Origin of the sequence: Photobacterium halotolerans DSM 18316, from assembly GCF_000425165.1 — a bacterium.
Taxonomy (GTDB): Bacteria; Pseudomonadota; Gammaproteobacteria; order Enterobacterales; family Vibrionaceae; genus Photobacterium; species Photobacterium halotolerans.
Genome location: NZ_KE384321.1, coordinates 192,565 through 213,498 on the forward strand (window position 1 = coordinate 192,565; position 20,934 = coordinate 213,498).

Consider the following 20,934-nt stretch of genomic DNA (forward strand, 5'->3'; position numbering starts at 1 on the left):
CAGTTTCAGGTAACTTTATTATGATGCGCATCCTGATAGTCGAAGACGATCCGATCCTGTGCCACCATCTGAAAACTCAGCTCAGTGAGCTGGGTAATCAAGTTCAGTGTGCCAATACGGCCGAAGAAGGCCTGTTTTATGCTGATAACTACCCCAATGATGTCGCTATCGTCGATATAGGTCTGCCCGACCGTGACGGTATCAGTCTGATTCGTGAAATCCGTGATAAAGGCTTACGACTGCCGATCCTGATCCTGACAGCACGCTCTAACTGGCAGGATAAAGTCACGGGACTGGAAGCCGGTGCCGATGATTATCTGGTGAAACCTTTCCAGAGAGAAGAGCTGGTTGCCCGGCTGAGTGCGCTGGTCCGGCGCAGTGCAGGATTCATCAAACCCGAGATGACCGCCGGAGAAATCCGTGTCGACCTGCTGGCGAAACAGGTTTTTGTCAGCGAAAGCCTGCTTGACCTCACCGCTTTTGAGTACGAACTGCTGGAATACCTGATGCGCCACAGCCGCCAGGTGGTTTCCAAGCAGCGACTGCTGGACGTGTTGTATGAAGATCAGGAAGGCGATCCTAATACCATCGAAGTCATGATCAGCCGTCTGCGCAAAAAAATCAGCCAGACCGGACAGGACAACCCCATTTCGACCATTCGCGGTCAGGGATACATCTTCGAGCTTACCGCGCAATGAATCTGGCTATTCTCCCGCGGTTGCGCCATCGGGTAATGATCACATCCATTGCGATCATTGCCCTGATTACATCGGCCCTGGCCTGGGTGATCAATGAGCTCTACAGCCAGAGTTACATGGCTGCCTATTCAACCGATCTTGTTGCACAAATGCCTTTGGTCGTTGCCCAGCTTAACCGGGCAGGATTGATCAAAGACGTTGATAAGTGGATTGACTCTTTGGATCCATCCGCGACGGATTACATGTCGGTACTTTGTGATCGCAATGATAATACAATGTGGTTGTCAGATGAGGCCAAAGCCGCGGGACTGATCAGTATTTGCAGCAGCCTGCCGGATGCGATGCAAACCCCCACCCTGGTCAAGGCTGATAACACAAAGAGTTATATCGCTTACGATATCAGCCGTGACCGCGAGAATGGCAATGCTTACCAGCTGGTTGTCCTGCGCTCAGGCACAGCCTATGAACAGTCTCTGAGCCGGCTTCACAACCGGACCGCCCTCTATCTCGGCTTGTTTGTATTGATCGCCGTTGCCTTTCTCATCGCCGCATTTCACTGGAGCTTTCAGCCGTTGCGAAAACTGGCGACTCAGCTCAATCAGGTCACGGACGCCAAACGCGAGCAACTGGACAGTGATTTTCCTACCGAGTTGCAAGACGTGACACAGTCACTTAATCGTCTCATCCGGATCAGTAATGACAAGACCGCCCGCTACCGCCACGCGATGGACGATCTGGCGCATAGCCTGAAAACCCGCCTGGCTGCCGCCAATGCCTTGCTGGATGATCATTCCCTGCCCCGCTGCGATCTCAATCAGCGTATGCTGGAACAAATCAGTCAGATGGACGATCTGGTTCAGTATCAGTTAAAGCGCGCTTTGATGGGACAACAAGGTCTGCAGAAAGATAAAACCCTGCTCAACCCTGTCGTGGAAAGCTTTGAGCGGATGCTGAAGAAGATTTACAACACCAAACAGGTCACACTGAAACGCCAGTACAGTACGGGCTTGTGCCTCCCACTTAACCGTACCGATTTGATGGAACTGCTGGGAAACCTGCTGGAAAACGCATTCAGATTCTGCATCAGTGAAATTCGGTTCAGTGCCGCGCAACAACAGGAAAAATTGATTATCCGCATCGAGGATGACGGACCCGGTGTCAGCGATGACATGCGGGAGGCTATCTTCCAGCGGGGGATCCGGGCTGATCAGCGCAATCCGGGACAAGGGATTGGCCTGTCAGTCTGCCACGATATCGTCACCTGTTACGGCGGCCGTATTTACGTGGAAAAAGCCAGCATTGAAGGGGCAGCCTTTGTGATTGAACTGCCGGATGACAAAAACAGTTAACGTACTTTAATCCAGGTGCCGTTTATTCACTGTTTACACTGCACTAAAATATCAGCCATAAAAAACCGCCAACTTGGGCGGTTTTTTTATATCACAGTAAAAGGATCAGACATCCTGGACGTCGAACTCAACTACAGGATTGACGTCGGCATCATAGTCCACGCCATTCAGACCAAAGCCAAACAGTTTCATGAACTCGTCTTTGTACATCTGATAATCTGTCACTTCGAACAGATTGTCATTTGTCACCTGTGGCCACAGCTTTGTGCAGTGCTCCTGGATATCATCACGCAGTTCCCAGTCATCCAGACGCAGGCGGTTGTCGCTGTCCAGCTCAGTGGCTGAGCCATCGGCTTTATACAGGCGCTGAGAGAACATGCGGAAGATTTGCTCCATACAACCCTCGTGAACACCTTCTTCGCGCATTTTCTTGAAGACCATTGCAATATACAGCGGCATCACAGGAATCGCCGCGCTGGCCTGAGTCACAACACTCTTAAGCACAGCAACGTTTGCCGTGCCCTTGATAGCGGCCAGTTTATTGCTCAGCTCGCTGGCAGCACGATCCAGGTCCATTTTGGCTTTACCCAGTGCACCATGCCAGTAGATCGGCCAGGTAATTTCAGTACCAATGTAGCTGTATGCAACCGTCTTACAGCCTTCAGCCAGCACGCCGGCATCTGCCAGCGCATTGATCCACAGTTCCCAGTCCTGGCCACCCATGACTTTCACTGTATCTTCAATTTCCTGCTCGCTGGCAGGTTCAATGCTCGCTTCAATCAGGACATCTTTATTGGTATCAACCGCTGTCGCTGTATAAGTCTCGCCCATCGGCTTGAGGCTGGAGCGGATCAGCTCACCTGAATCCGGCATTTTACGCACTGGGGAAGCCAGTGAATAAACCACCATATCAATCTGACCCAGATCTTCTTTGATCAGCTCAATCACTTTCTGCTTCATTTCATGCGAGAAAGCATCGCCGTTAAGGCTCTTGGAGTACAGACCTTCTGCTTTGGCGAATTTGTCAAACGCCGCAGAGTTATACCAGCCCGCTGAGCCCGGCTTTTTCTCTGTACCTTGCTTTTCCAGGAACACGCCGATAGTCGCAGCGCCGGAGCCAAATGCTGCCGCGATACGTGAAGCCAGACCGTAGCCAGTGGAAGAGCCAACCACCAATACACGCTTAGGGCCATTTTCCAGCTTAGGCTGAGACTTGGTGTATTCGATTTGCTCTTTGACGTTTGCTTCACAACCCACTGGGTGAGTCGTTGTACAAATGAATCCACGAATTTTTGGTTTGATGATCATTTCGTTTTCTTCCTTTGTTCTGTTGCCCGTAGGATAAAAGGTTAGCCACTAATTCGCATCAGTTTTATGTTCGAAACCGCTAAAATCGACCAGTGGTTGGAGGTGTTAAGGCAGATTCTTTGATATTGAGCCATGAGTTGCTGAAGAAAACAGCACCCGCAGACAATCAGGATACGTCTTAAAAGCCCGGGCTTCTTCAGGATAGCTGAGCCGGTGAAAAAAATGCCGCGCAAATGCGCGGCATATTTGACCACCAGGTTTATTCTTCATTAAGCAATATCATTGCTTATCAGGCGGCTTTCCCTGGCTGTAAGGCGCCCTTTTTAAACGCTTCGGGTGCGAAGCTGTCCACTTGTATCGCACGCGATCTCAACTGGTCAGCATTATGCACTTTCTCAACCTCAGCTTCTGTGATTACTCCCGCATCCAGGGCAATCTTCAGTTTTTCAGCCAACGGTGCCTTGCGAGGCACAGTGCCGGCTTTCACCGCTTTCGCCAGTTTACGCTCAATATCGCGCACACCGTACATGGCAACGAAAGCACGCTCCATGATAGCCACAGGATCGTTGTCTTTCTCACCGATATAGCAGTTGGTGGTCAGTCGGTCACGCGCAACCCCTGGTGTCATCAGCAGTTTGGAAATCGCCAGTTTCAGCTCATCCTTTGGTGCTTCATAGTGAATTCCCAGCGGGAAGGTCAGTGTACGCAGAACCCGGCCAACCCCTTTGCGCGGGAAGTTATTAAAGACTTCATCAAAGGCAACACCGCACTTGTTCAGGCAGTGCTGTAACGCGTAATGAACCAGAGGCAGGTCTTCTTGCTGACGGCCTTCCATTTCATAACGCTTCAGCACGGCCGATGCCAGATACAGGTGGCTTAACACATCACCCAGACGCGCAGACACCATTTCTCGGCGTTTCAGTTCCCCGCCCAGTGACAACATAGAGAAATCTGCCGCCACAGCCAGAGCACGGCTCATGCGCGACAAATGACGATAGTAATATACGGTTTCACCCGATACCGGTGCCCGGTTGAGTTTGGAGCCGGTAAAGGCATTGAGCAAGGCTTTGCTGACATTCCCCACCGCAAAACCAATGTGTTTGAACAACAGCTGATCGAAGTCTTTCGCTGCCTGATCAGCATCCGGATTCGCTGCGGCTTCCATTTCTTTCAGTACATAAGGGTGACAACGGGTCGCCCCCTGGCCAAAGATCATCAGGTTACGGGTCAGAATGTTTGCCCCTTCCACCGTGATCGCCACAGGCATACCAATATACTGATTGGCCAGATAATTCATTGGTCCGGCCTGAATACCCCGTCCGGCGTGAATATCCATCGCGTCGTTCAGGATAGTACGGGCAATTTCCGTCATGTGGTACTTGGCAATTGCCGTCACTATGCCCGGTTTTTCTTTCATATCCAGCGAAGTGGTCGTCAGCGTACGGGCCGCTTCCAGCATATAGGTCATGCCGCCAATACGCCCCAGGGCTTCGGCAACACCTTCAAAATGGCCAATCGACATACCGAACTGCTTACGCACATAGGAATAAGCCCCGGTGCTGCGTGATGTCAGGTGGCCAATGGCCGTCCCCAGCGCCGGCAGTGAGATACCACGGCCTGCCGACAGACATTCCACCAGCATACGCCAGCCACGCCCGACATAGTCTTGGCCACCGATCACCCAGTCCATCGGAATAAACACATCCTGACCACGGGTAGGACCGTTCATGAACGCGCCGCCCAGCGGGTCATGACGTTCACCAATTTCCACGCCATCATGACTGGTTGGAATCAGGGCACAGGTAATGCCGATATCTTTCTGATCACCAATCAGGCCTTGCGGGTCACGCAGTTTAAAGGCCAGACCCAGCACAGTGGCAACAGGTGCCAGGGTAATGTATCGCTTGTTCCAGCTGACCCGGATACCCAGAACTTCCTTACCTTCATGCTCGCCATAACAGACTTCACCCATATCCGGGATACCGCCGGCATCAGAGCCCGCCTCCGGGCCGGTCAGTGCAAAACACGGGATATCGGTACCGTCAGCCAGACGCGGCAGCCAGTAATTCTTCTGCTCTTCTGTCCCGTAGTGGCTCAGCAGCTCACCCGGGCCCAACGAGTTGGGTACCATGACAGACACGGCGGCACTTTGGCTTCGGGTGGCAATACGCGTCACTATGGTCGAGTTGGCATGCGCAGAGAACTCGCGACCGCCGTACTCTTTGCCAATGATCAACGAGAAGAATTTTTCTTTTCGCAGGTACTCCCACACCTCAGAAGGTAAATCACGATCTTCACGAACAATCTGGTTGTCATCCAGCATTTTCAGCAGAGTTTCAAGCTCATTATCAATAAAAGACTGTTCGTCGTTACTCAGCTTAGGCCTGGGATAATTCAGCAGGGTATTCCAGTCTGGCTTACCGGCGAAAAGCTGACCGTCCCACCAGACACTGCCTGCTTCCATGGCTTCCCGTTCGGTATCAGACAGTGGCGGTAACACTTTCTTAAATACCTTAAAAGCAGGATCACTGATGTAACGTTGTCTCAGACTTTTATTACTCATGGGTCACGTCCTTTTGTCTTTCTGCCACGTCTTGGCGAGAGTTAACTGTTATCGTTTTTTTTTGCAGGGTTCAGTAAGCGTTCTCTGTCGCTGCTGATACTGGCGCAGGCATCTCTATCGGCGCGGCAACACCCGCAGCAAGATACGGCACCATGCGATCAATCAGATCAGCGGTCGACACAGTACATTTGAAGTCATTTTCAGCAATTTCGCGCAGTGCGGTACTGGATGCCATCGTAAAAACGGACGCCCCTAAGGTAAAATGCAAGCGCCAGAACAGGGTTTCCGGATCCAATGACGGATTGGCGCGGCAAACTGCTTTGGTGAACAGGTTTAGCACCGGGTTATAACGCGTTACGATAAACCAGCGTAAGTGGCCCTGAACATCGGTATAACCGCGACCAATCAGGGACATGAAAATAGTGGCGCCACCAGAACGGAAATTGCCGAGTTTCAGCAAAGGCTGCTTGGTACAACGGAAGACATCTTCCATGCTGAAATCATCGCGGGTCAACAGCACTTCCAGCTCCTGCTTGAGCGCTGGCATGAATTCTTCCAGGTAGCGGCTCAGCACTGCCCGGATAAGCGTTTTCTTATCACCGTAGTGATAGTTCACAGAGGCCAGGTTGACTCCCGCTTTGCTGGTGATTGTTCGCAGCGACGTTTCTTTGAAGCCATGCTCTGCAAACAAGAGTTCAGCGGCGTCCAGAATGCGGCTTTTTGTATCAGCTTTGACTACCATGTTAAGTCACCCGTATTAAACACATGTTTAAACTCTACACCTTGCTAACAGATTTAACAAGCGATGAACAGTATTGAAACGGAGAAGAAAAGAAAAAATTTTAAATAATGCGAAGTGCGATGGGAACCAAGGCTAAATACCGCAGTCATACATAGTGCCACTGCTTTTTCTTAGAAGATTTTCTTCAAAGCCCGTTTCCGTCTGGAAACGGGTTTTCTTTCATTATCATCCTGCAAGTGGCAACATTTTCTTTACTACTCCGACAGTGCATCTTTGTTTAAAAGAAACAGTGAATTTTGCCTTTTAGATATCAATTGGTTAGAAAAATTTTAAAAAAAAGCACTGCGGAATCGGAACTAAGCGATAAGCGCTCGGTCATAACTAGTGACATTAAGATTAACGAAGTGATTGACAACCGGCCGCCAATGAATGGTTCACTGAACAGCTTTAATCGACAATGCCACTGCTGCTAAACTCCTAATTGTGTTAAGGATAAATTCCTCCCGCTGACTTTTCAGCGGGATTTTTTTTATCTGTATCCCGCAACACTGAGCACACATGGCGAAGCAATTTGGCTCTCCCTCAGAGCTCAGGAGCCAGAGTCATTAGATCCTCATAACGCCAGTTCAGACCCAGAGCCTCAACGGTTGCGGACGCATTGACCCATTTCCCCTGCTCACCACCAGGCTGAAACTCAGGCAGGGCTAATCCTGCCAAACGGGCCATTTCCCGATAATACACTGCCCTGCTGGGGTGCTGTGGCGACGATAAATGCAAAGTTGTCATTACCGGCCAACGTTCCAGGATAGCCGTGATAGCTGATATCACATCATCCAGATGCACCAGGTTGACTGGCGCCCCGCCATTGGCAATACCTTGTCGCCCAGCGAGAAATTTCACCGGATGCCGCTGAGGGCCAATCAGGCCCGCTAAGCGCAGCACTACAAGATCATCACCCCATAACTGACGGAGTTGCTGTTCCAGATCAACATGTGCCCTGCCAGATTCTGTCGCAGGAGCAGGCACAGTTGACTCAGTAATTTCCCCTTCGGCATCCCCGTATACCGAGGTAGTACTGATAAAAATCAACTTGTGGCAGCCGGCCGCTTTCGCTGCCTCTGATAAAGAGATAATTTTCGCACTGTACTCTTCCGCTGAAGCAGTTCCTCTCCCTGGCGGTACATTCAGCACCATAACATCTGCCGCTAAAAATGCGTTCAGCGTCGGCGAATGCACCTCGTGTGGTAGCGGCAGACGAACCACAACCCCTTTAATACCCTGGTGCTCCAATACTTCAGCCCCCTCTTGGGTCTGCTTTGAACCGAATGTTTCATAACCGGATTGTTTCAGGCTCTTTGCCAAAGGCAAACCTAACCAGCCACATCCGCAGACACTGACACGCTTTAATTTTTTCATCATCATTTCCTTTGAAACTTATTCGTTGTCTTTTTGTTGTACATTTAATTCAAACTGTAAATTAATTCCGGGCACTGAAAATAAACAACATAAAGCAGCTTAATACTCGGCAATTCCTTGGTTTTTCCCCGTTAAAATCATTTCAAAACTGAAAGGGAAAGTAGATCGTGATCAAACTATAATAAAAAGGAAAAGTGATTTTCAGAGATTTGCTAGGAGGCCAGAAAAGAAAAGTAGTATAGTTTCATCATATTTGGCAGCGTCCCAACGAACTCGCCTATTTTGAAATTCAGCAACGAATCGCGGTTATCGTATGAATACCCTTGAAAAAATCCAAAATAATCTAGAACACTTTAGTAAGTCTGAGCGTAAGGTTGCTGAAGTTATCATTGCTTCCCCGCAAACCGCTATTCACTCGAGTATTGCGACTCTGGCTAAAATGGCCGATGTCAGTGAGCCGACAGTCAACCGTTTCTGCCGTCGCCTTGACACCAAAGGTTTCCCGGATTTTAAACTCCATCTTGCTCAAAGCCTGGCGAACGGTACTCCCTATGTAAACCGTAACGTTGAAGAAGACGACAGCGCAGAAGCTTACACAGCCAAAATCTTCGAGTCCACCATGGCTTGTCTGGATGTCGCGAAAAGCAGCCTTGACCCGATGCAGGTTAACCGGGCCGTAGATCTGCTGACTCAGGCTAAACGCATTTCCTTTTTTGGCCTGGGGGCATCCGCTTCAGTTGCCCATGATGCCATGAATAAATTCTTCCGCTTCAATATCCCCATTGTCTGCTTTGATGATGTCGTGATGCAACGTATGAGTGTCATTAACTGCACTGACAACGATGTTGTGGTGCTGATCTCTCACACCGGCCGTACCAAGAATTTAGTAGAAATTGCAGAGATGGCACGTGAAAACGGTGCGACTGTCATTGGTATTACCGCCAAAGACTCGCCGCTGGATCGCGAATGCTCACTGTCTATTTGTCTGGATGTCCCCGAAGATACCGACATCTACATGCCGATGGCCAGCCGCGTAGTGCAGATGACGGTCATTGATGTGCTCGCCACCGGTTTTACCCTGCGTCGCGGCCCGGGTTTCAGAGAAAACCTGAAACGCGTAAAAGAGACCATCAAAGATTCACGCATTGCAAAAGAAGGGCTATTTTAAAGCCAGCACCGCGCCCATGATTCCCGGGATAGAACATCAAAGCATGGTGATACAGCCATGCTTTTTTATATCCTCAGTATTCCCTCTGCGTTTAAAACGGACAATAATACCCGCTGGACTGAGAATGAAAACGACCAGCACGGACGACAAAGTCGTCAATTCATTGTCCTATGTCGCCTTTTTACTACAAGCACCTGTAATATAATTACAGATAATGCTAACACTATATACCCAAGTTATAACCCATCTCATCGTATCCTTTCGACTATATGGAGAGCTTCATGTCTCAAAGGTTAAGACGTACCAAAATCGTAACGACACTCGGCCCTGCTACCGATCGCGACAACAACCTCGAAGCCATTATTGCGGCCGGCGCCAACGTGGTACGCATGAACTTTTCGCACGGCAGCCCTGACGATCACATTCAACGCACTAAACAAGTCCGTGAAATCGCTGCTAAGCTTGGCCGCCATGTCGCTATACTTGGCGATCTGCAAGGCCCGAAAATCCGAATTTCGACCTTTAAAGACAGCAAAATCAAGCTGGCTATCGGTGACACTTTTACCCTCGACAGCGACTTGCCTAAAGGCGAAGGCAATCAGCAAGCTGTTGGTCTGGATTATAAAGAGCTGCCGAAAGATGTCAGTCCTGGCGACTTACTGCTGCTGGATGATGGCCGTGTGCAGCTTGAAGTGACGCATGTTGAAGGTAACAAAGTCCACACAAAAGTGACGGTTGGCGGCCCGCTATCCAATAACAAAGGCATCAACAAGAAAGGGGGTGGCCTGTCCGCCGAAGCCCTGACTGAAAAAGACAAAGCCGATATCATCACGGCAGCTGCCATGAATGTGGATTATCTGGCGGTTTCCTTTCCCCGCAATGGCGAAGACATGCACTATGCGCGCCGTCTGGCCACCGATGCTGGCCTGAATGCCCGTCTGGTCGCTAAAGTAGAGCGTGCTGAAGCGGTTGCCAGCGAAGAAGCCATGGACGATATTATCATGGCCTCAGACGCTGTGATGGTTGCCCGTGGTGACCTGGGTGTGGAAATCGGTGACCCGGAACTGATCGGCGTGCAAAAGAAACTGATCCGCCGCGCCCGCAGTCTGAACCGTACTGTCATCACTGCCACCCAGATGATGGAATCCATGATCACCAGCCCGATGCCAACCCGTGCTGAGGTAATGGACGTAGCTAACGCCGTGCTTGACGGTACGGATGCGGTCATGTTATCGGCTGAAACCGCTGCAGGGGATTATCCGGTTGAGACAGTCAAAGCCATGGCCAGCGTGTGTCTGGGTGCCGAAAAAGAACACAGTGTGAACGTGTCTTCTCACCGCATGGACCGCACTTTTGATACCCCGGAAGAAACCATTGCGATGTCAACCATGTATGCCGCCAACCACATGGTGGGTGTCACAGCCATGATCACCCTGACCGAATCCGGTCGCACGCCGCTGATGATGTCGCGTATTTCATCCGGCCTGCCAATCTTTGCGTTGTCGCGCAATGAGCAGACACTCAACCGCGCCGCACTGTACCGTGGTGTCACACCCGTCTTTTTCGACCGTGCCGGTGACGCAGGTCTGGATGTTGCCAAACATGCGATTAACGATCTGAAAGAGCTGAATCTGCTGAAAACAGGCGATCTGGTGATTATCACTCAAGGTGACATCATGGACACTGTCGGCAGTACCAACAACATGCGTATCCTGACTGTCGACTGATAAGTCAGAGCAACACGCTGAAACGAAAAAAGCTTGCGGTACTGAGCATACAGTAAACGCAAGCTTTTTTATTTCTGCTTCACCGGCCCACCCGTAACCCAAAACAGGGTTAAAGGCTACACGCCGTTACTGCGAAGGTTGCGACCAGTCCGGGTTAATACGGGCCGTCAGTATATGATCTTCCCAGCGCCCATTGATCAACAAGTATTCCCGGGCAACCCCTTCCTGCTCGAAACCCGCCGATTTCAGTACTGCCGCACTGCGCTTATTGCGCGGTATATAAGCCGCCATCACCCGATGAAATTGCTGCACGTCAAACATCCAGCGGATGGCAGCATTCAACGCCCGCCGCATGATGCCCTTGCCCTGACATTTTTCATCCAGTGAATAACCAACATGGCAGGCGTAAAAAGGGTGGCGCACCAGGTTACTGAAATTAATCACGCCGCAAACTTCTTCTGATCCTTCCATGAAGATAACAAAATAATACGCCAGCCGGTGTTTATGAAGTTCTGCCAATTGGGTCAGACGGCGTTCCCAACCCTCCACTGTAAAGAAAGCCGGGTCCCGAAGCGGTTCCCAGGGCTGGAGAAACTGTTTGTTACGCTGATAATAGGACGCTATCTGACGCGCATCTTTATTCGTCACCAGACGCACTGTCAGTCCATCAACTTTTAAGGTTGATGAACGCTGCATGATTGAATGAAACAAGCTGACCTCTGCATACTATACTTTCACTTTAACGCTACCGGCATTTGAGGCGTTCCTCTGTGCCTGGCTGAAGGTAGCCGTTAAGACTCTCTGACCGGTGAAGGCAACTATGTACTACGACCTGATCAACACTGAGCTTGGTCTGATTTATCTGCAGGCCGACGACCAGGGGCTGAAGCTGATCACCATTGCCAGTGACGGCTATCAGCCTCCCCCCTGCTGGATTCATCACCCTGAAAAATTACAAGAGTACACCCTTCAGCTCAAGCAATACCTGTCAGGCCAGCGTCAGCAATTTTCACTGCGCTTAGCGCCCGATGGCACCGCCTTTCAGCATCAGGTCTGGCAGGCTATCCAGGCCATCCCCTATGGCGAAACACGCACCAGTCAGCAACTGGCTGCCCAACTCGGCAATAAGCAAGCCCATCAGGCGGTGGCACTGGCAAAGAATGTCAATCCCATCCCTATACTCATACCCTGTCACCGCGTGATCTGCCAGAACCCGAGGATCAGCTGCCGTTTCGGGCTGGATTTGATCAACCTGTTACGGGCCCTTGAAAAAGGCCACATCCCGCCCAAACTCAGGCCACTTTAGCAGACAGCCTGCCGGGTGATATGCGGCACAGCAAGCAGGTTACGGCTTACTGATACCATACTCGCGTAATTTATTCGCCACTGCGGTATGAGACACCCCTAACCGTTTTGCCAGTTTTCGCGTAGAAGGGTAACTACGATACAGGTTTGTCAGGATGCCGGTTTCGTAGCGCTTCATGATGTCATCCAGCGAACCATCGAGTGTCTCTTCGTTGATCACACTGGCTGACTCATTCTCTGGCAGCTGAATATCATCAACCGTCATTTCAGCGCTTTCGAGCTGCGTCATGGCCCGGAACAGGACATTGCGTAATTGGCGAATATTGCCGGGCCACGCATATTGGCTCAGCATCTGGGCCAGCTTATCTGACATCACAGGCTTCGCCTGCTGCAGCTCCTGGGCAAACTGAGACACAAAAAGCTCAGCCAGCGGTACTATATCTGCCGAACGTTCCCGTAACGGCGGAACCACCAGAGATAACACATTCAGGCGGTAGTACAAATCTTCACGGAATTGCCCTGCAGCAACCAGATCCGGCAATCGCTTCTGTGTGGAGCAAATAACCCGGACATCAACCCGCACTTCTTTCTCTTCACCGACCCGGCGGAAGGTGCCATCCTGCAGGAAACGTAACAGTTTCACCTGCAAATGAGAGGACATCTCGCCAATCTCATACAGGAATACCGTACCGCCGCTGGCCTGTTCGAAAATGCCTTTCTTACCGGGCTCACCACCGGTACCGGCCACCCCGAACAGCTCGGTTTCAGCGGCGTTATCCGGCATAGACACGCAATTAACCAGCAGGAATGGCTTTTCCCTGCGCAGTGAGCGCTGGTGACAGGCTCTGGCCAGCATTTCTTTACCTGTTCCGGTTTCCCCCTGAATCAGCAAAGGCGCATCGAGCAGGGCCAGTTTTTTCGCCTGTGCAATCAAATGCCGGAAACGGGAAGACTGCCCGACCAGATGTTCAAAACCATTGTCACCGCTGATCTTGCGCATCGCCAGCGGCATTTTGGCCTCAGACAGAGATTTCAGCAGAATCACCGCACTGGCCAGCACTTCATTATCGGACTCATCGGCCACGTAGACCGGCATGACTTCCATCAGATAATCCAGGCCGGACAACACCACCATTTCGCTGTAATGCCTGGCGCTGTCTTTCTCCAGCCAGCGATGGAAGTTGAAGCCCAGCACACTGTGGACGGTTTCTCCCAGCACAGCTTCGCGGGTTTTGCCTAATAACTGCTCTGCCGGCTGATTGGCCAGATCGATTTTGCCCTGCAGATTAACAGAGAAAAAAGGATCCGGCAGCGCTTCCAGCAAGGCTTTCAATTCTTTGTGTTCACGCTCGCTCGGCATGAACTGTATCTTACGCACATCCGTCACTCCGTCTAACTGACGGATTTGAAACATTAACTGACGAAACTCTTCAAATTCGATTTCCGGACAATTGAGATAAATAATACCGCTGCGGTCGATTTCGATTCCCCGCAGATCCAGTGCCCGGCTCGCCAGAATATCCAGCAGTTCACGGGTCATCCCAAGCCGATCGACACAAAAGACTTGTAGTCTCATAGTGGTTGCCTTTTCGCTCCAGACAAAACTGTCAACAATTCGTGACACGAAAAGAAGTGTGCGCGGAAGTCGGTGTGCCGTCAAGACGGCAATGCCCGAAGGTGAGAGCTATATCGTGATGAAATGGCAGCAGAAAATACTTTTTGTTTCTGAGCGCCGTTAATCGGATAAAAAACGACCAGCGCTTTATGGCTGGCCGTTGTATTTCCGCGTATCAGTCTGCGGACTTTTCTGCTTTATCCCCGCCCAGCCGGCTGAGCAAATCACGACGAATATCACTCAGCGCCGGGGCCTGTTCCGGCTGCCAGGGTAACGGGCGCATCAAATTCATGGCTTTGAGGCCAAGACGGCCCGTTAGCAGGCCCACCCCAAGCCCTTGCGCGGCCCTGGCAGAGAGCCGACCGGCAAGATGTACAGACAAAATATCCATGCTGCTGTCGGTGATCAGCTCGCTGGCACCGGCTATGGCCATATTTTTCAATACCAGCTTGAACAACTGAATACGCGACCAGTAGCCCAGCTCAATACCATAGACTGCCGCTATCTGATCAATCAGACGAAAATTCCGCCAGGCGACCAGTAATACATCAGCAATCGCAAGCGGGCTGACCGCGACCATCAGGGCGGCTTCCCGCGCATATTTCACCACCAGCTTTTTGGCCTGTTTGTCCTGCTGGCTGAGCACCAGCTGGTCATACATGGCCAGCACTTCCGCATCATTATGCGTGGCCGCCAAAGACGCCTGCCAGCGGCTGTAACCCGGGTTCTCAGCCGAAATTGCACCTTGCTTGGCCAGGCGGATACAAAACGCTTTCCCCTGCCCGATGCCCTCGGCGGCCAGTAACATTTCAGCCTGCTCGCGTTCTGTCTGGCGATCTTTGAGGCGGCGCAGCCTGAGCCATTCACGGCCAAGCACACCGATACCCGTTGCAGCCACCGAGGCCACCAGCACGCTCCAGCCCAGCGACAACCAGTCACCGCTCTGATAGGCAGAGGCAACATAGTCAACGCTCTGCCACACCGTCAGTCCGATGCCGCCCAGCAGCAAGGTTTTCAGCCAGCGCCCCCGGGAAGACGATTTGCCCAGCGTGTTCTCCAATTGCGCTTCGGCCTGCGAGTCCGATTCCTCTTCGGCTGCGGCGGGCAAAAAGCTTTCTTGCCCGGCAAATTCCAGCCGGCTTTTCAGATCCGGGCCTGACGGCTCGGTTTCCTGCTCATCAAACACTATTTTGCTTTGATACGGCTTCGTCATCGCAGTTTATCTCCCAGCAAAAACGCTAATGTTTTATCCATCCGAATGTGCGGCAAGGGTTCATCGCTTTGTTGCGGCAGCGGACGGAAGCTGACAAAGTCGAACCCCTGCGCCTGCCAGAAGGCATCATCCGGCAGCCTGCGCGGGACTTCGCCAGGAAACACTGTCTGTGCCTGTCCTGACAAGGTATGCCCCCGCAGTGCCGGCACCTGCTTACCCTGATGATCCACAAAGCCCGGCTCCGTGGCCTGAATGGCGGCCAGACTGGTACAGCTCATGTTAATGCCCTCAAAGGAAGCCGTTTGCCAGGCTTCATTGACCATTTGCTGTAACAGACTGACCAGATTCGGATGTTGCTCCGGGGTAATGTGATCGGCCTTGGTCGCCGCAAACAGCACTTTATCAATACGAGGTGAGAACAAACGGCGCAGCAAGGAGCTTCTGCCGTAATGAAAACTCTGCATCAGCTGATTGAGTGCATGGCGCATATCATTAAACGATTCGCGGCCGGCATTGAGCGGTTGCAGGCAGTCGACCAGAATGATTTGTCGGTCAAAACGGGAAAAGTGATCCCGGTAAAAGCCTTTCACCACGTGCTGCTGATAATACTTGTAGCGGCGTTTCAGCACGCCGATATTGGTATCGTCACCCGCTTCATTTAACTGGGCTTCGGTGTATTTTTCCAGCCACATAAACGGGAAAAACTGCAACACCGGTGCCCCGGCCAGTTCACCGGGTAACACAAAACGTCCCGGTTGAACCCAGTGCAACCCGGCTTCCGCTTTACACTTGAACAGATAATCGGTGAAGGTCGCCGCCAGGCGCGCCAATGCTTGTTCGTCAGCCGGCGCGAAGGGATCCAGTGTCTCGCCCGCGGCAAGCCAGTCGCTTGCCAGCTGTTGACGGCGGCCAGTCATCAACCGAGCCTGCTGTTTCGACCAGGCCAGGTAATCCATTTCCAGCAAAGGCAAATCCAGCAGCCACTCACCGGGATAGTCAATGATATCCAGATACAGGGTGGCAGTATCCTGCAGCAGTTTTAACGGGCCTTTCTGCGGTTTAAAGCGCAGCGCCATACGTATCTGACTGACATCCCGGGTCGGTTCCGGCCAGTGCGGGGGCGATTGCAGCAAAGCCTGCATGCCTTCTTCGTAACCAAAAGCCGGTACGTGCATATCAACCTGCGGCACACGACGGGCGCCCAGCAGATGACCATCACTGACGGCCGGAAACAGTGGCAGCCGCGGGTTGGTGCTGACATGCTGCAGCTGATTCACCAGCGAAGTAATAAAGGCCGTTTTACCGGCTCGGGACAATCCTGTCACCGCCAGACGCACATGCCTGTCCAGGCCACGGTTTACCAGTTTGTTGAGCTCTTGCCCCAAATGAATCATATCCTGCCCTTTTCGTTGTTATTGGCTGATACGCAACAGAAAAGCAGGCCACTGCCTGCTTTTCGTAACACTTGACCGATAAATTAAAGCTGTTTGAACGCTTTTTCTACATTGAATGCCGATGAGGTGACATAGGCTTCCATGTCGCGGAGCTTGCCTTCCATCTCATCAAACTCATGTTCAATATTATCCAATAGCTGCGACGGCGACTGTCCCGACTGCCAGGGTTTCTGTTTCACTGTGTGCTCTTTATAAGCGTGCTGCTGAATCTGACGCTCTTCCGGCATCTTGTCGAGAAACAGACAAGCTGCGATATACGCCAGCGTCACAAAGAACCCGATACCCAGCAGAAAGGCAGACACGGTCAGAATACGGACGACCCAGGCCTCCACCCCGAAGTATTCGGCAATCCCGGCGCAAACCCCGCCCAGTTTGCCGTTCTTCGGATCACGGTATAAGGTTTTCGTCATGGCTTCTGTCTCCAGTGTGGCGCTTCTGCATCAAGTATTTTTTCCAGTGTCACGATACGCTGCTGCATTTGCTCAGCACGGACCACCAGCCCTTGTAATTTGTCAGTATCTTCACCTGACAGCCCCTGTGCCGTCTGACGCTTACTGCGGTAGTGCAAAATCAGCCACAGTGGCGCAACAAACACCAGAAAGACAATCAACGGCCCTACAATAAATCCCATGGACATGCACACTCTCCTTCTGAGGCGTTATTCTTTGTCTTTCATACCCGCTTTCAGGCGTTCCAGCTCTTTTTCAATGTCATCCTGCGCCTGCAGATCAGCAAATTCCTGCTCCAGGCTTTTGCCCCGGCCTATATTATAGCTGTCGGCTTCTGCTTCCATTTCATCGATACGGCGTTCGTACTGCTCGAATTTAGACAAAGCTTCTTCCACTTTACCGGTATCGAGCTGACGGCGGACTTCACGACGATTATCGGCAGCCTGATGACGCACCACCAGACTTTGCTGACGGGCGCGGGTTTCCTGCAGCTTACGCTCCAGTTCAGCCACTTCCGATGCCAGCTTTTCGATGGTCTCTTCCACCAGCTTATATTCTTCCTGCAGCGTCAGCACCACATCGCTGATTTTTTGTTTTTCAATCAGCGCAGCGCGTGCCAGATCTTCACGGCTCTTCTGCAGCGCCAGTGTGGCTTTGTTCTGCCAGTCTTCAGACTGTGACTGCAAACTGTTAATACGGCGATACAGCTCTTTTTTGTCTGCCATCGCTTTGGCCGAAGAAGTACGGACTTCCACCAGCGTGTCTTCCATTTCCTGAATGATCAGGCGGATCATTTTTTGCGGATCTTCAGCTTTGTCCAACAGCGAATTTACGTTGGCGTTTACAATGTCCGCAAAGCGAGAAAAAATACCCATTATGTCTCTCCTTTCATCGCTGCAACCACACATGTCGGGTTGCAAGCATTGTGATATGTCATTTCACCAGATAGCAATCTGCCTGCATTTCTTATTACAAGAGCCGTGCCAACTTTTAAAAAGCCATAATTTCAGATATTTAGCTTTGCGGGTAACGATTTCCGCTGCTATCTTATGAATGATTACACCAAGAGTTAGTAAAATTAACCACACCAGTGTTGTGCCTCCCGGCAACCTCGTCCCAGTTGGGCATATATGCATTTTCTATACAGAAACGGATAACACGATGCAAAAAACAGACAATCTGATCGGTGAATCTGAACCCTTCCTTGCTGCCCTGGATCATGCCTCCCGTCTGGCACCGCTTGAGCGTCCTTTACTGATTCTCGGTGAACGCGGGACAGGTAAAGAGCTGATTGCCCAGCGTATCCACTATTTATCAAAGCGCTGGGATCAGCCCCTGGTGTCGTTAAACTGTGCCGCACTGAGTGACGGCATCATAGACTCTGAGTTATTCGGCCATGAAGCCGGCTCCTTTACCGGCGCCAAAAGCCGCCATCAGGGCAGGTTCGAGCGGGCAGAAGGGGGCACGCTGTTTCTCGATGAGCTGGCCACCTCCCCGATGGGCATTCAGGAAAAACTGCTGCGTGTCATTGAATACGGGGAATACGAACGGGTGGGAGGAAGCAAAACCTGCCAGGCCAATGTCCGTTTGATTTGTGCCACCAATGCCGATTTGCCGGCGATGGCCGAAGCCGGCAAGTTCAGAGCGGATCTGTTAGACAGACTCGCCTTCGATATCATACATCTGCCGCCGCTTCGTGAACGCCAGGAAGACATTATGCCACTGGCTGAATACTATGCGGTGCGCATGTGCCGGGAAATGGGCTTCGGCTACTTTGCCGGATTCAGCCCGCAGGCCCAGCGCACGTTACTGGCTTACCAATGGCCCGGCAACGTCAGAGAGCTGAAAAATACCGTAGAGCGTTCCGTGTTCCGCCAGTCAAATGAAGATCTGCCGATACAGGATATTGTGCTGGACCCGTTTCAGTCACCCTGGTCAGCTAATGGCTCTGATCAAGCAAACAGCGACTCTGAAAACAGTGCTCTGCCAGTTAATGACCAGCCTGTATTACCGCTCGATTTACGCCAGTATCAGACCGAACAGGAAGTGGCTTTGATCAATCACGCCCTGGCACAAGCTAAGTACAACCAGCGAAAAGCCGCACAACTGTTGGGATTAAGCTACCATCAACTCAGAGGCTTACTGCGCAAACACAATATGGTGGGCAGTAATCAGGAAGAGTAGAAAAAGGACATTCGGATAAAAACACACTGGATATTGAAGGAGATACCTTGGTGCTTGGCGCGGAAAGTGGTAAATTTAGCCACTTGTTTTTTCTCAACACCATTTAGATAAGAGCGTTGTTATGAACGCCTGTTTCCGATTGCTGCTCACCTGTGCCGGATTGCTGGGTTTGACGGCCTGTTCACAGCCACAACACGATAGCACCATACGTCAGTGGGGGTTTATTTATTGTGGTCAGGACACCCCCTGGACCTTTAACCCGCAGCTCACTGATGGCGGACATACTGCAGACAGTCTGGCCGCTCAGGTTTTTGACCGTTTACTCCAGCTTGATCCTATCAGCCACTTGCCACAACCTGCGCTTGCCCGCAGTTGGAGTGTCAGTGAGGACGGGCTTGAATACACGTTCAGCCTCAGAAAAGATGTGCGTTTTCAGCAGACCGCAAATTTCACACCCACAAGGCACTTTAATGCCGAAGACGTGGTATTCAGTTTTAAGCGGATAATCGATCCCAGGCACCCTTATCATTCTGTCTCTGGCGGCCATTATCCCTGGTTTGAAAGCCAATCGTTCGGCCAGCTGATTGCTAGCATTGATAGTGTTGACTCCAGTACGGTGACGTTTACCCTGACCCGGCCTGACAATGCCTTTTTGTCGACCCTGTCGAGTTCGTATGCAGCCATTCATTCGGCAGAATATGCTGATCAGCTGCTGCGTGAAGGCCATCCCGATTACATTGATACCAAACCGGTCGGCACCGGTCCTTTCTATCTTGATGAATATCATCCCCATGATTTAATCCGGCTGAAGCGCCATTCTTTTTACTGGCGTGGCGCACCTTTTATGAACCAGGTGGTGTTTGATATTTCTTCCCGCGGTACCGGATCCCTGGCCAAGCTGCTCAATCATGAGTGTGATGTGCTCTCCTCGCCGGTTGCCAGTCAGTTACCTGTGATTAAAAATAACCCGGACTTCGAACTGATTGCCCAGACAGCCATGAACGTTGCTTTTCTGGCCATCAATAATAATATTCCCGCTTTGCAGGATGTTCGGGTACGTCAGGCGCTCAATCTGGCCATTAACCGTGAAAACCTGCTCGATTCTGTCTATTACGGCACGGGCACCAAGGCCAAAACATTGCTGCCGCCCATGTCCTGGGCACATGATGACCATCTGGCAGACCTCAATTATGACCCGGACGCCGCCATAGCACTGCTGAAAGAGGCAGGCTACAGCAATAATCTGCACCTGATCCTTGCCGTTCCCATGGAACCCAGGCCTTACAACCCCAGCCCGCGCAAAACGGCCGAGTTAATCCAGGCTGACTTACGGGCTGTGGGGGTTGATGTCACCTTACTGTTACAGGACAGACCGCTCCGGCCAGGTTCGGTGGCCCAGAAAGGCATAGATCTGACGCTGACCGGCTGGGTGGCGGATAATGGCGATCCGGATAACTTCCTGCGCCCGCTGCTGTCGTGCAGCGCCAAACAGGCTGGCCTGAATGTCGCTAACTGGTGCAACCTGCAGTTTGATAACCTGCTGGAACTGGCGTCACGCACCACTAAGCTGGATCAGCGCATGGACTACTACCAATACGCTCAGGAAATATTGCGCGATGAAGTACCGGTTATTCCGCTGGCACACGGTATCCATTATCAGATCCACCATAAATCTCTGCACGGGCTGCATCTGAGTCCGTTCGGTACTCGCTCATTCTCTAATGTGTACCGGAGCGAATAACT

General features: G+C 51.6%; 18 protein-coding genes. 7 read left to right on the forward strand and 11 right to left on the reverse strand.

Translation table 11 applies throughout. The features are described 5' to 3' along the window. Window positions 1-23: 23 nt before the first annotated feature. Window positions 24-698 carry a response regulator gene (locus H511_RS0116720; protein WP_027253340.1) on the forward strand — a complete coding sequence of 225 codons (675 nt, stop codon included), beginning with the start codon at window positions 24-26 and terminating at the stop codon, window positions 696-698. Window positions 699-733: 35 nt separating this feature from the next. Then, entirely contained in the window at window positions 734-2,047 is a 1,314-nt protein-coding gene (locus tag H511_RS0116725; RefSeq protein ID WP_420835037.1) for an ATP-binding protein, read from the forward strand. Between the two features lie 105 nt (window positions 2,048-2,152). Here H511_RS0116725 and fabV read toward each other — a convergent pair whose 3' ends face one another. From fabV to H511_RS0116745, 4 genes are all read right to left on the reverse strand, one after another. Beyond that, on the reverse strand, window positions 2,153-3,355 hold the full coding sequence (gene fabV / locus H511_RS0116730; RefSeq protein ID WP_027253342.1) for an enoyl-ACP reductase FabV: 1,203 nt from the start codon (window positions 3,353-3,355) through the stop codon (window positions 2,153-2,155). Window positions 3,356-3,644: 289 nt separating this feature from the next. After that, a complete protein-coding gene (locus H511_RS0116735; RefSeq protein WP_027253343.1) occupies window positions 3,645-5,918 on the reverse strand; it encodes an acyl-CoA dehydrogenase in 2,274 nt (757 codons plus the stop codon). Between the two features lie 70 nt (window positions 5,919-5,988). Then, on the reverse strand, window positions 5,989-6,660 hold the full coding sequence (gene psrA, locus H511_RS0116740; RefSeq protein WP_027253344.1) for a TetR family transcriptional repressor PsrA: 672 nt from the start codon (window positions 6,658-6,660) through the stop codon (window positions 5,989-5,991). A gap of 582 nt (window positions 6,661-7,242) precedes the next feature. After that, window positions 7,243-8,076: an NAD-dependent epimerase/dehydratase family protein gene (locus tag H511_RS0116745; protein ID WP_051288290.1), complete on the reverse strand. Its 834-nt coding sequence runs from the start codon at window positions 8,074-8,076 to the stop codon at window positions 7,243-7,245. Between the two features lie 313 nt (window positions 8,077-8,389). Between H511_RS0116745 and H511_RS0116750 the strand changes: the two genes are divergently transcribed. Continuing rightward, window positions 8,390-9,244, forward strand: a complete 855-nt coding sequence (locus tag H511_RS0116750; RefSeq protein WP_027253346.1) for a MurR/RpiR family transcriptional regulator — start codon at window positions 8,390-8,392, stop codon at window positions 9,242-9,244. Window positions 9,245-9,525: 281 nt separating this feature from the next. Next, on the forward strand, window positions 9,526-10,971 hold the full coding sequence (pyk, locus tag H511_RS0116755) for a pyruvate kinase (RefSeq protein ID WP_027253347.1): 1,446 nt from the start codon (window positions 9,526-9,528) through the stop codon (window positions 10,969-10,971). A gap of 126 nt (window positions 10,972-11,097) precedes the next feature. On the opposite strand, the gene rimJ is transcribed toward pyk, so the two are convergent. Next, the gene (rimJ, locus tag H511_RS0116760) at window positions 11,098-11,682 is read right to left on the reverse strand and encodes a ribosomal protein S5-alanine N-acetyltransferase (RefSeq protein ID WP_027253348.1); all 585 of its coding nucleotides are present in this window, start codon (window positions 11,680-11,682) and stop codon (window positions 11,098-11,100) included. Between the two features lie 109 nt (window positions 11,683-11,791). On the opposite strand from rimJ, the gene H511_RS0116765 reads away from it, so the two are divergent. Continuing rightward, entirely contained in the window at window positions 11,792-12,277 is a 486-nt protein-coding gene (locus tag H511_RS0116765; protein WP_027253349.1) for a methylated-DNA--[protein]-cysteine S-methyltransferase, read from the forward strand. Window positions 12,278-12,316: 39 nt separating this feature from the next. Here H511_RS0116765 and tyrR read toward each other — a convergent pair whose 3' ends face one another. The 6 genes from tyrR to pspA form a co-directional block, all read right to left on the reverse strand. After that, window positions 12,317-13,852 (reverse strand): transcriptional regulator TyrR, encoded by a 1,536-nt coding sequence (gene tyrR / locus H511_RS0116770; RefSeq protein WP_027253350.1) that lies wholly within the window; start codon window positions 13,850-13,852, stop codon window positions 12,317-12,319. A 214-nt stretch (window positions 13,853-14,066) separates the two neighbouring features. Further along, complete coding sequence (locus H511_RS0116775; protein WP_027253351.1) at window positions 14,067-15,104, reverse strand: YcjF family protein; 1,038 nt, start codon at window positions 15,102-15,104, stop codon at window positions 14,067-14,069. After that, window positions 15,101-16,498 carry a YcjX family GTP-binding protein gene (locus H511_RS0116780; RefSeq protein WP_027253352.1) on the reverse strand — a complete coding sequence of 466 codons (1,398 nt, stop codon included), beginning with the start codon at window positions 16,496-16,498 and terminating at the stop codon, window positions 15,101-15,103. Before H511_RS0116780 ends, H511_RS0116775 begins: the two co-directional genes overlap by 4 nt. A gap of 83 nt (window positions 16,499-16,581) precedes the next feature. After that, window positions 16,582-16,968: an envelope stress response membrane protein PspC gene (pspC, locus tag H511_RS0116785; protein ID WP_027253353.1), complete on the reverse strand. Its 387-nt coding sequence runs from the start codon at window positions 16,966-16,968 to the stop codon at window positions 16,582-16,584. Then, window positions 16,965-17,195 (reverse strand): envelope stress response membrane protein PspB, encoded by a 231-nt coding sequence (pspB, locus tag H511_RS0116790; RefSeq protein WP_027253354.1) that lies wholly within the window; start codon window positions 17,193-17,195, stop codon window positions 16,965-16,967. The genes pspC and pspB overlap by 4 nt, the downstream gene beginning before the upstream one ends. Window positions 17,196-17,216: 21 nt before the next feature. Beyond that, the gene (gene pspA, locus H511_RS0116795) at window positions 17,217-17,882 is read right to left on the reverse strand and encodes a phage shock protein PspA (protein WP_027253355.1); all 666 of its coding nucleotides are present in this window, start codon (window positions 17,880-17,882) and stop codon (window positions 17,217-17,219) included. Window positions 17,883-18,168: 286 nt separating this feature from the next. Here pspA and pspF point away from each other — a divergent pair, with 286 nt between their 5' ends. After that, window positions 18,169-19,191 (forward strand): phage shock protein operon transcriptional activator, encoded by a 1,023-nt coding sequence (gene pspF / locus H511_RS0116800; protein ID WP_027253356.1) that lies wholly within the window; start codon window positions 18,169-18,171, stop codon window positions 19,189-19,191. Between the two features lie 121 nt (window positions 19,192-19,312). Beyond that, the gene (gene sapA, locus H511_RS0116805; RefSeq protein ID WP_027253357.1) at window positions 19,313-20,932 is read left to right on the forward strand and encodes an ABC transporter substrate-binding protein SapA; all 1,620 of its coding nucleotides are present in this window, start codon (window positions 19,313-19,315) and stop codon (window positions 20,930-20,932) included. The last annotated feature ends 2 nt before the right edge of the window (window positions 20,933-20,934 follow it).

Coding starts and splice junctions, on each gene's coding strand:
- H511_RS0116725 (WP_420835037.1), top strand. CDS start 734: ATGATCACATCCATTGCGATCATTGCCCTGATTACATCGGCCCTGGCC.
- pyk (WP_027253347.1), top strand. CDS start 9,526: ATGTCTCAAAGGTTAAGACGTACCAAAATCGTAACGACACTCGGCCCT.
- sapA (WP_027253357.1), top strand. CDS start 19,313: ATGAACGCCTGTTTCCGATTGCTGCTCACCTGTGCCGGATTGCTGGGT.
- H511_RS0116745 (WP_051288290.1), bottom strand. CDS start 8,076: ATGAAAAAATTAAAGCGTGTCAGTGTCTGCGGATGTGGCTGGTTAGGT.
- pspA (WP_027253355.1), bottom strand. CDS start 17,882: ATGGGTATTTTTTCTCGCTTTGCGGACATTGTAAACGCCAACGTAAAT.
- pspF (WP_027253356.1), top strand. CDS start 18,169: ATGCAAAAAACAGACAATCTGATCGGTGAATCTGAACCCTTCCTTGCT.
- H511_RS0116775 (WP_027253351.1), bottom strand. CDS start 15,104: ATGACGAAGCCGTATCAAAGCAAAATAGTGTTTGATGAGCAGGAAACC.
- fabV (WP_027253342.1), bottom strand. CDS start 3,355: ATGATCATCAAACCAAAAATTCGTGGATTCATTTGTACAACGACTCAC.
- H511_RS0116780 (WP_027253352.1), bottom strand. CDS start 16,498: ATGATTCATTTGGGGCAAGAGCTCAACAAACTGGTAAACCGTGGCCTG.
- tyrR (WP_027253350.1), bottom strand. CDS start 13,852: ATGAGACTACAAGTCTTTTGTGTCGATCGGCTTGGGATGACCCGTGAA.
- H511_RS0116750 (WP_027253346.1), top strand. CDS start 8,390: ATGAATACCCTTGAAAAAATCCAAAATAATCTAGAACACTTTAGTAAG.
- pspC (WP_027253353.1), bottom strand. CDS start 16,968: ATGACGAAAACCTTATACCGTGATCCGAAGAACGGCAAACTGGGCGGG.
- H511_RS0116720 (WP_027253340.1), top strand. CDS start 24: ATGCGCATCCTGATAGTCGAAGACGATCCGATCCTGTGCCACCATCTG.
- H511_RS0116735 (WP_027253343.1), bottom strand. CDS start 5,918: ATGAGTAATAAAAGTCTGAGACAACGTTACATCAGTGATCCTGCTTTT.
- psrA (WP_027253344.1), bottom strand. CDS start 6,660: ATGGTAGTCAAAGCTGATACAAAAAGCCGCATTCTGGACGCCGCTGAA.
- H511_RS0116765 (WP_027253349.1), top strand. CDS start 11,792: ATGTACTACGACCTGATCAACACTGAGCTTGGTCTGATTTATCTGCAG.
- pspB (WP_027253354.1), bottom strand. CDS start 17,195: ATGTCCATGGGATTTATTGTAGGGCCGTTGATTGTCTTTCTGGTGTTT.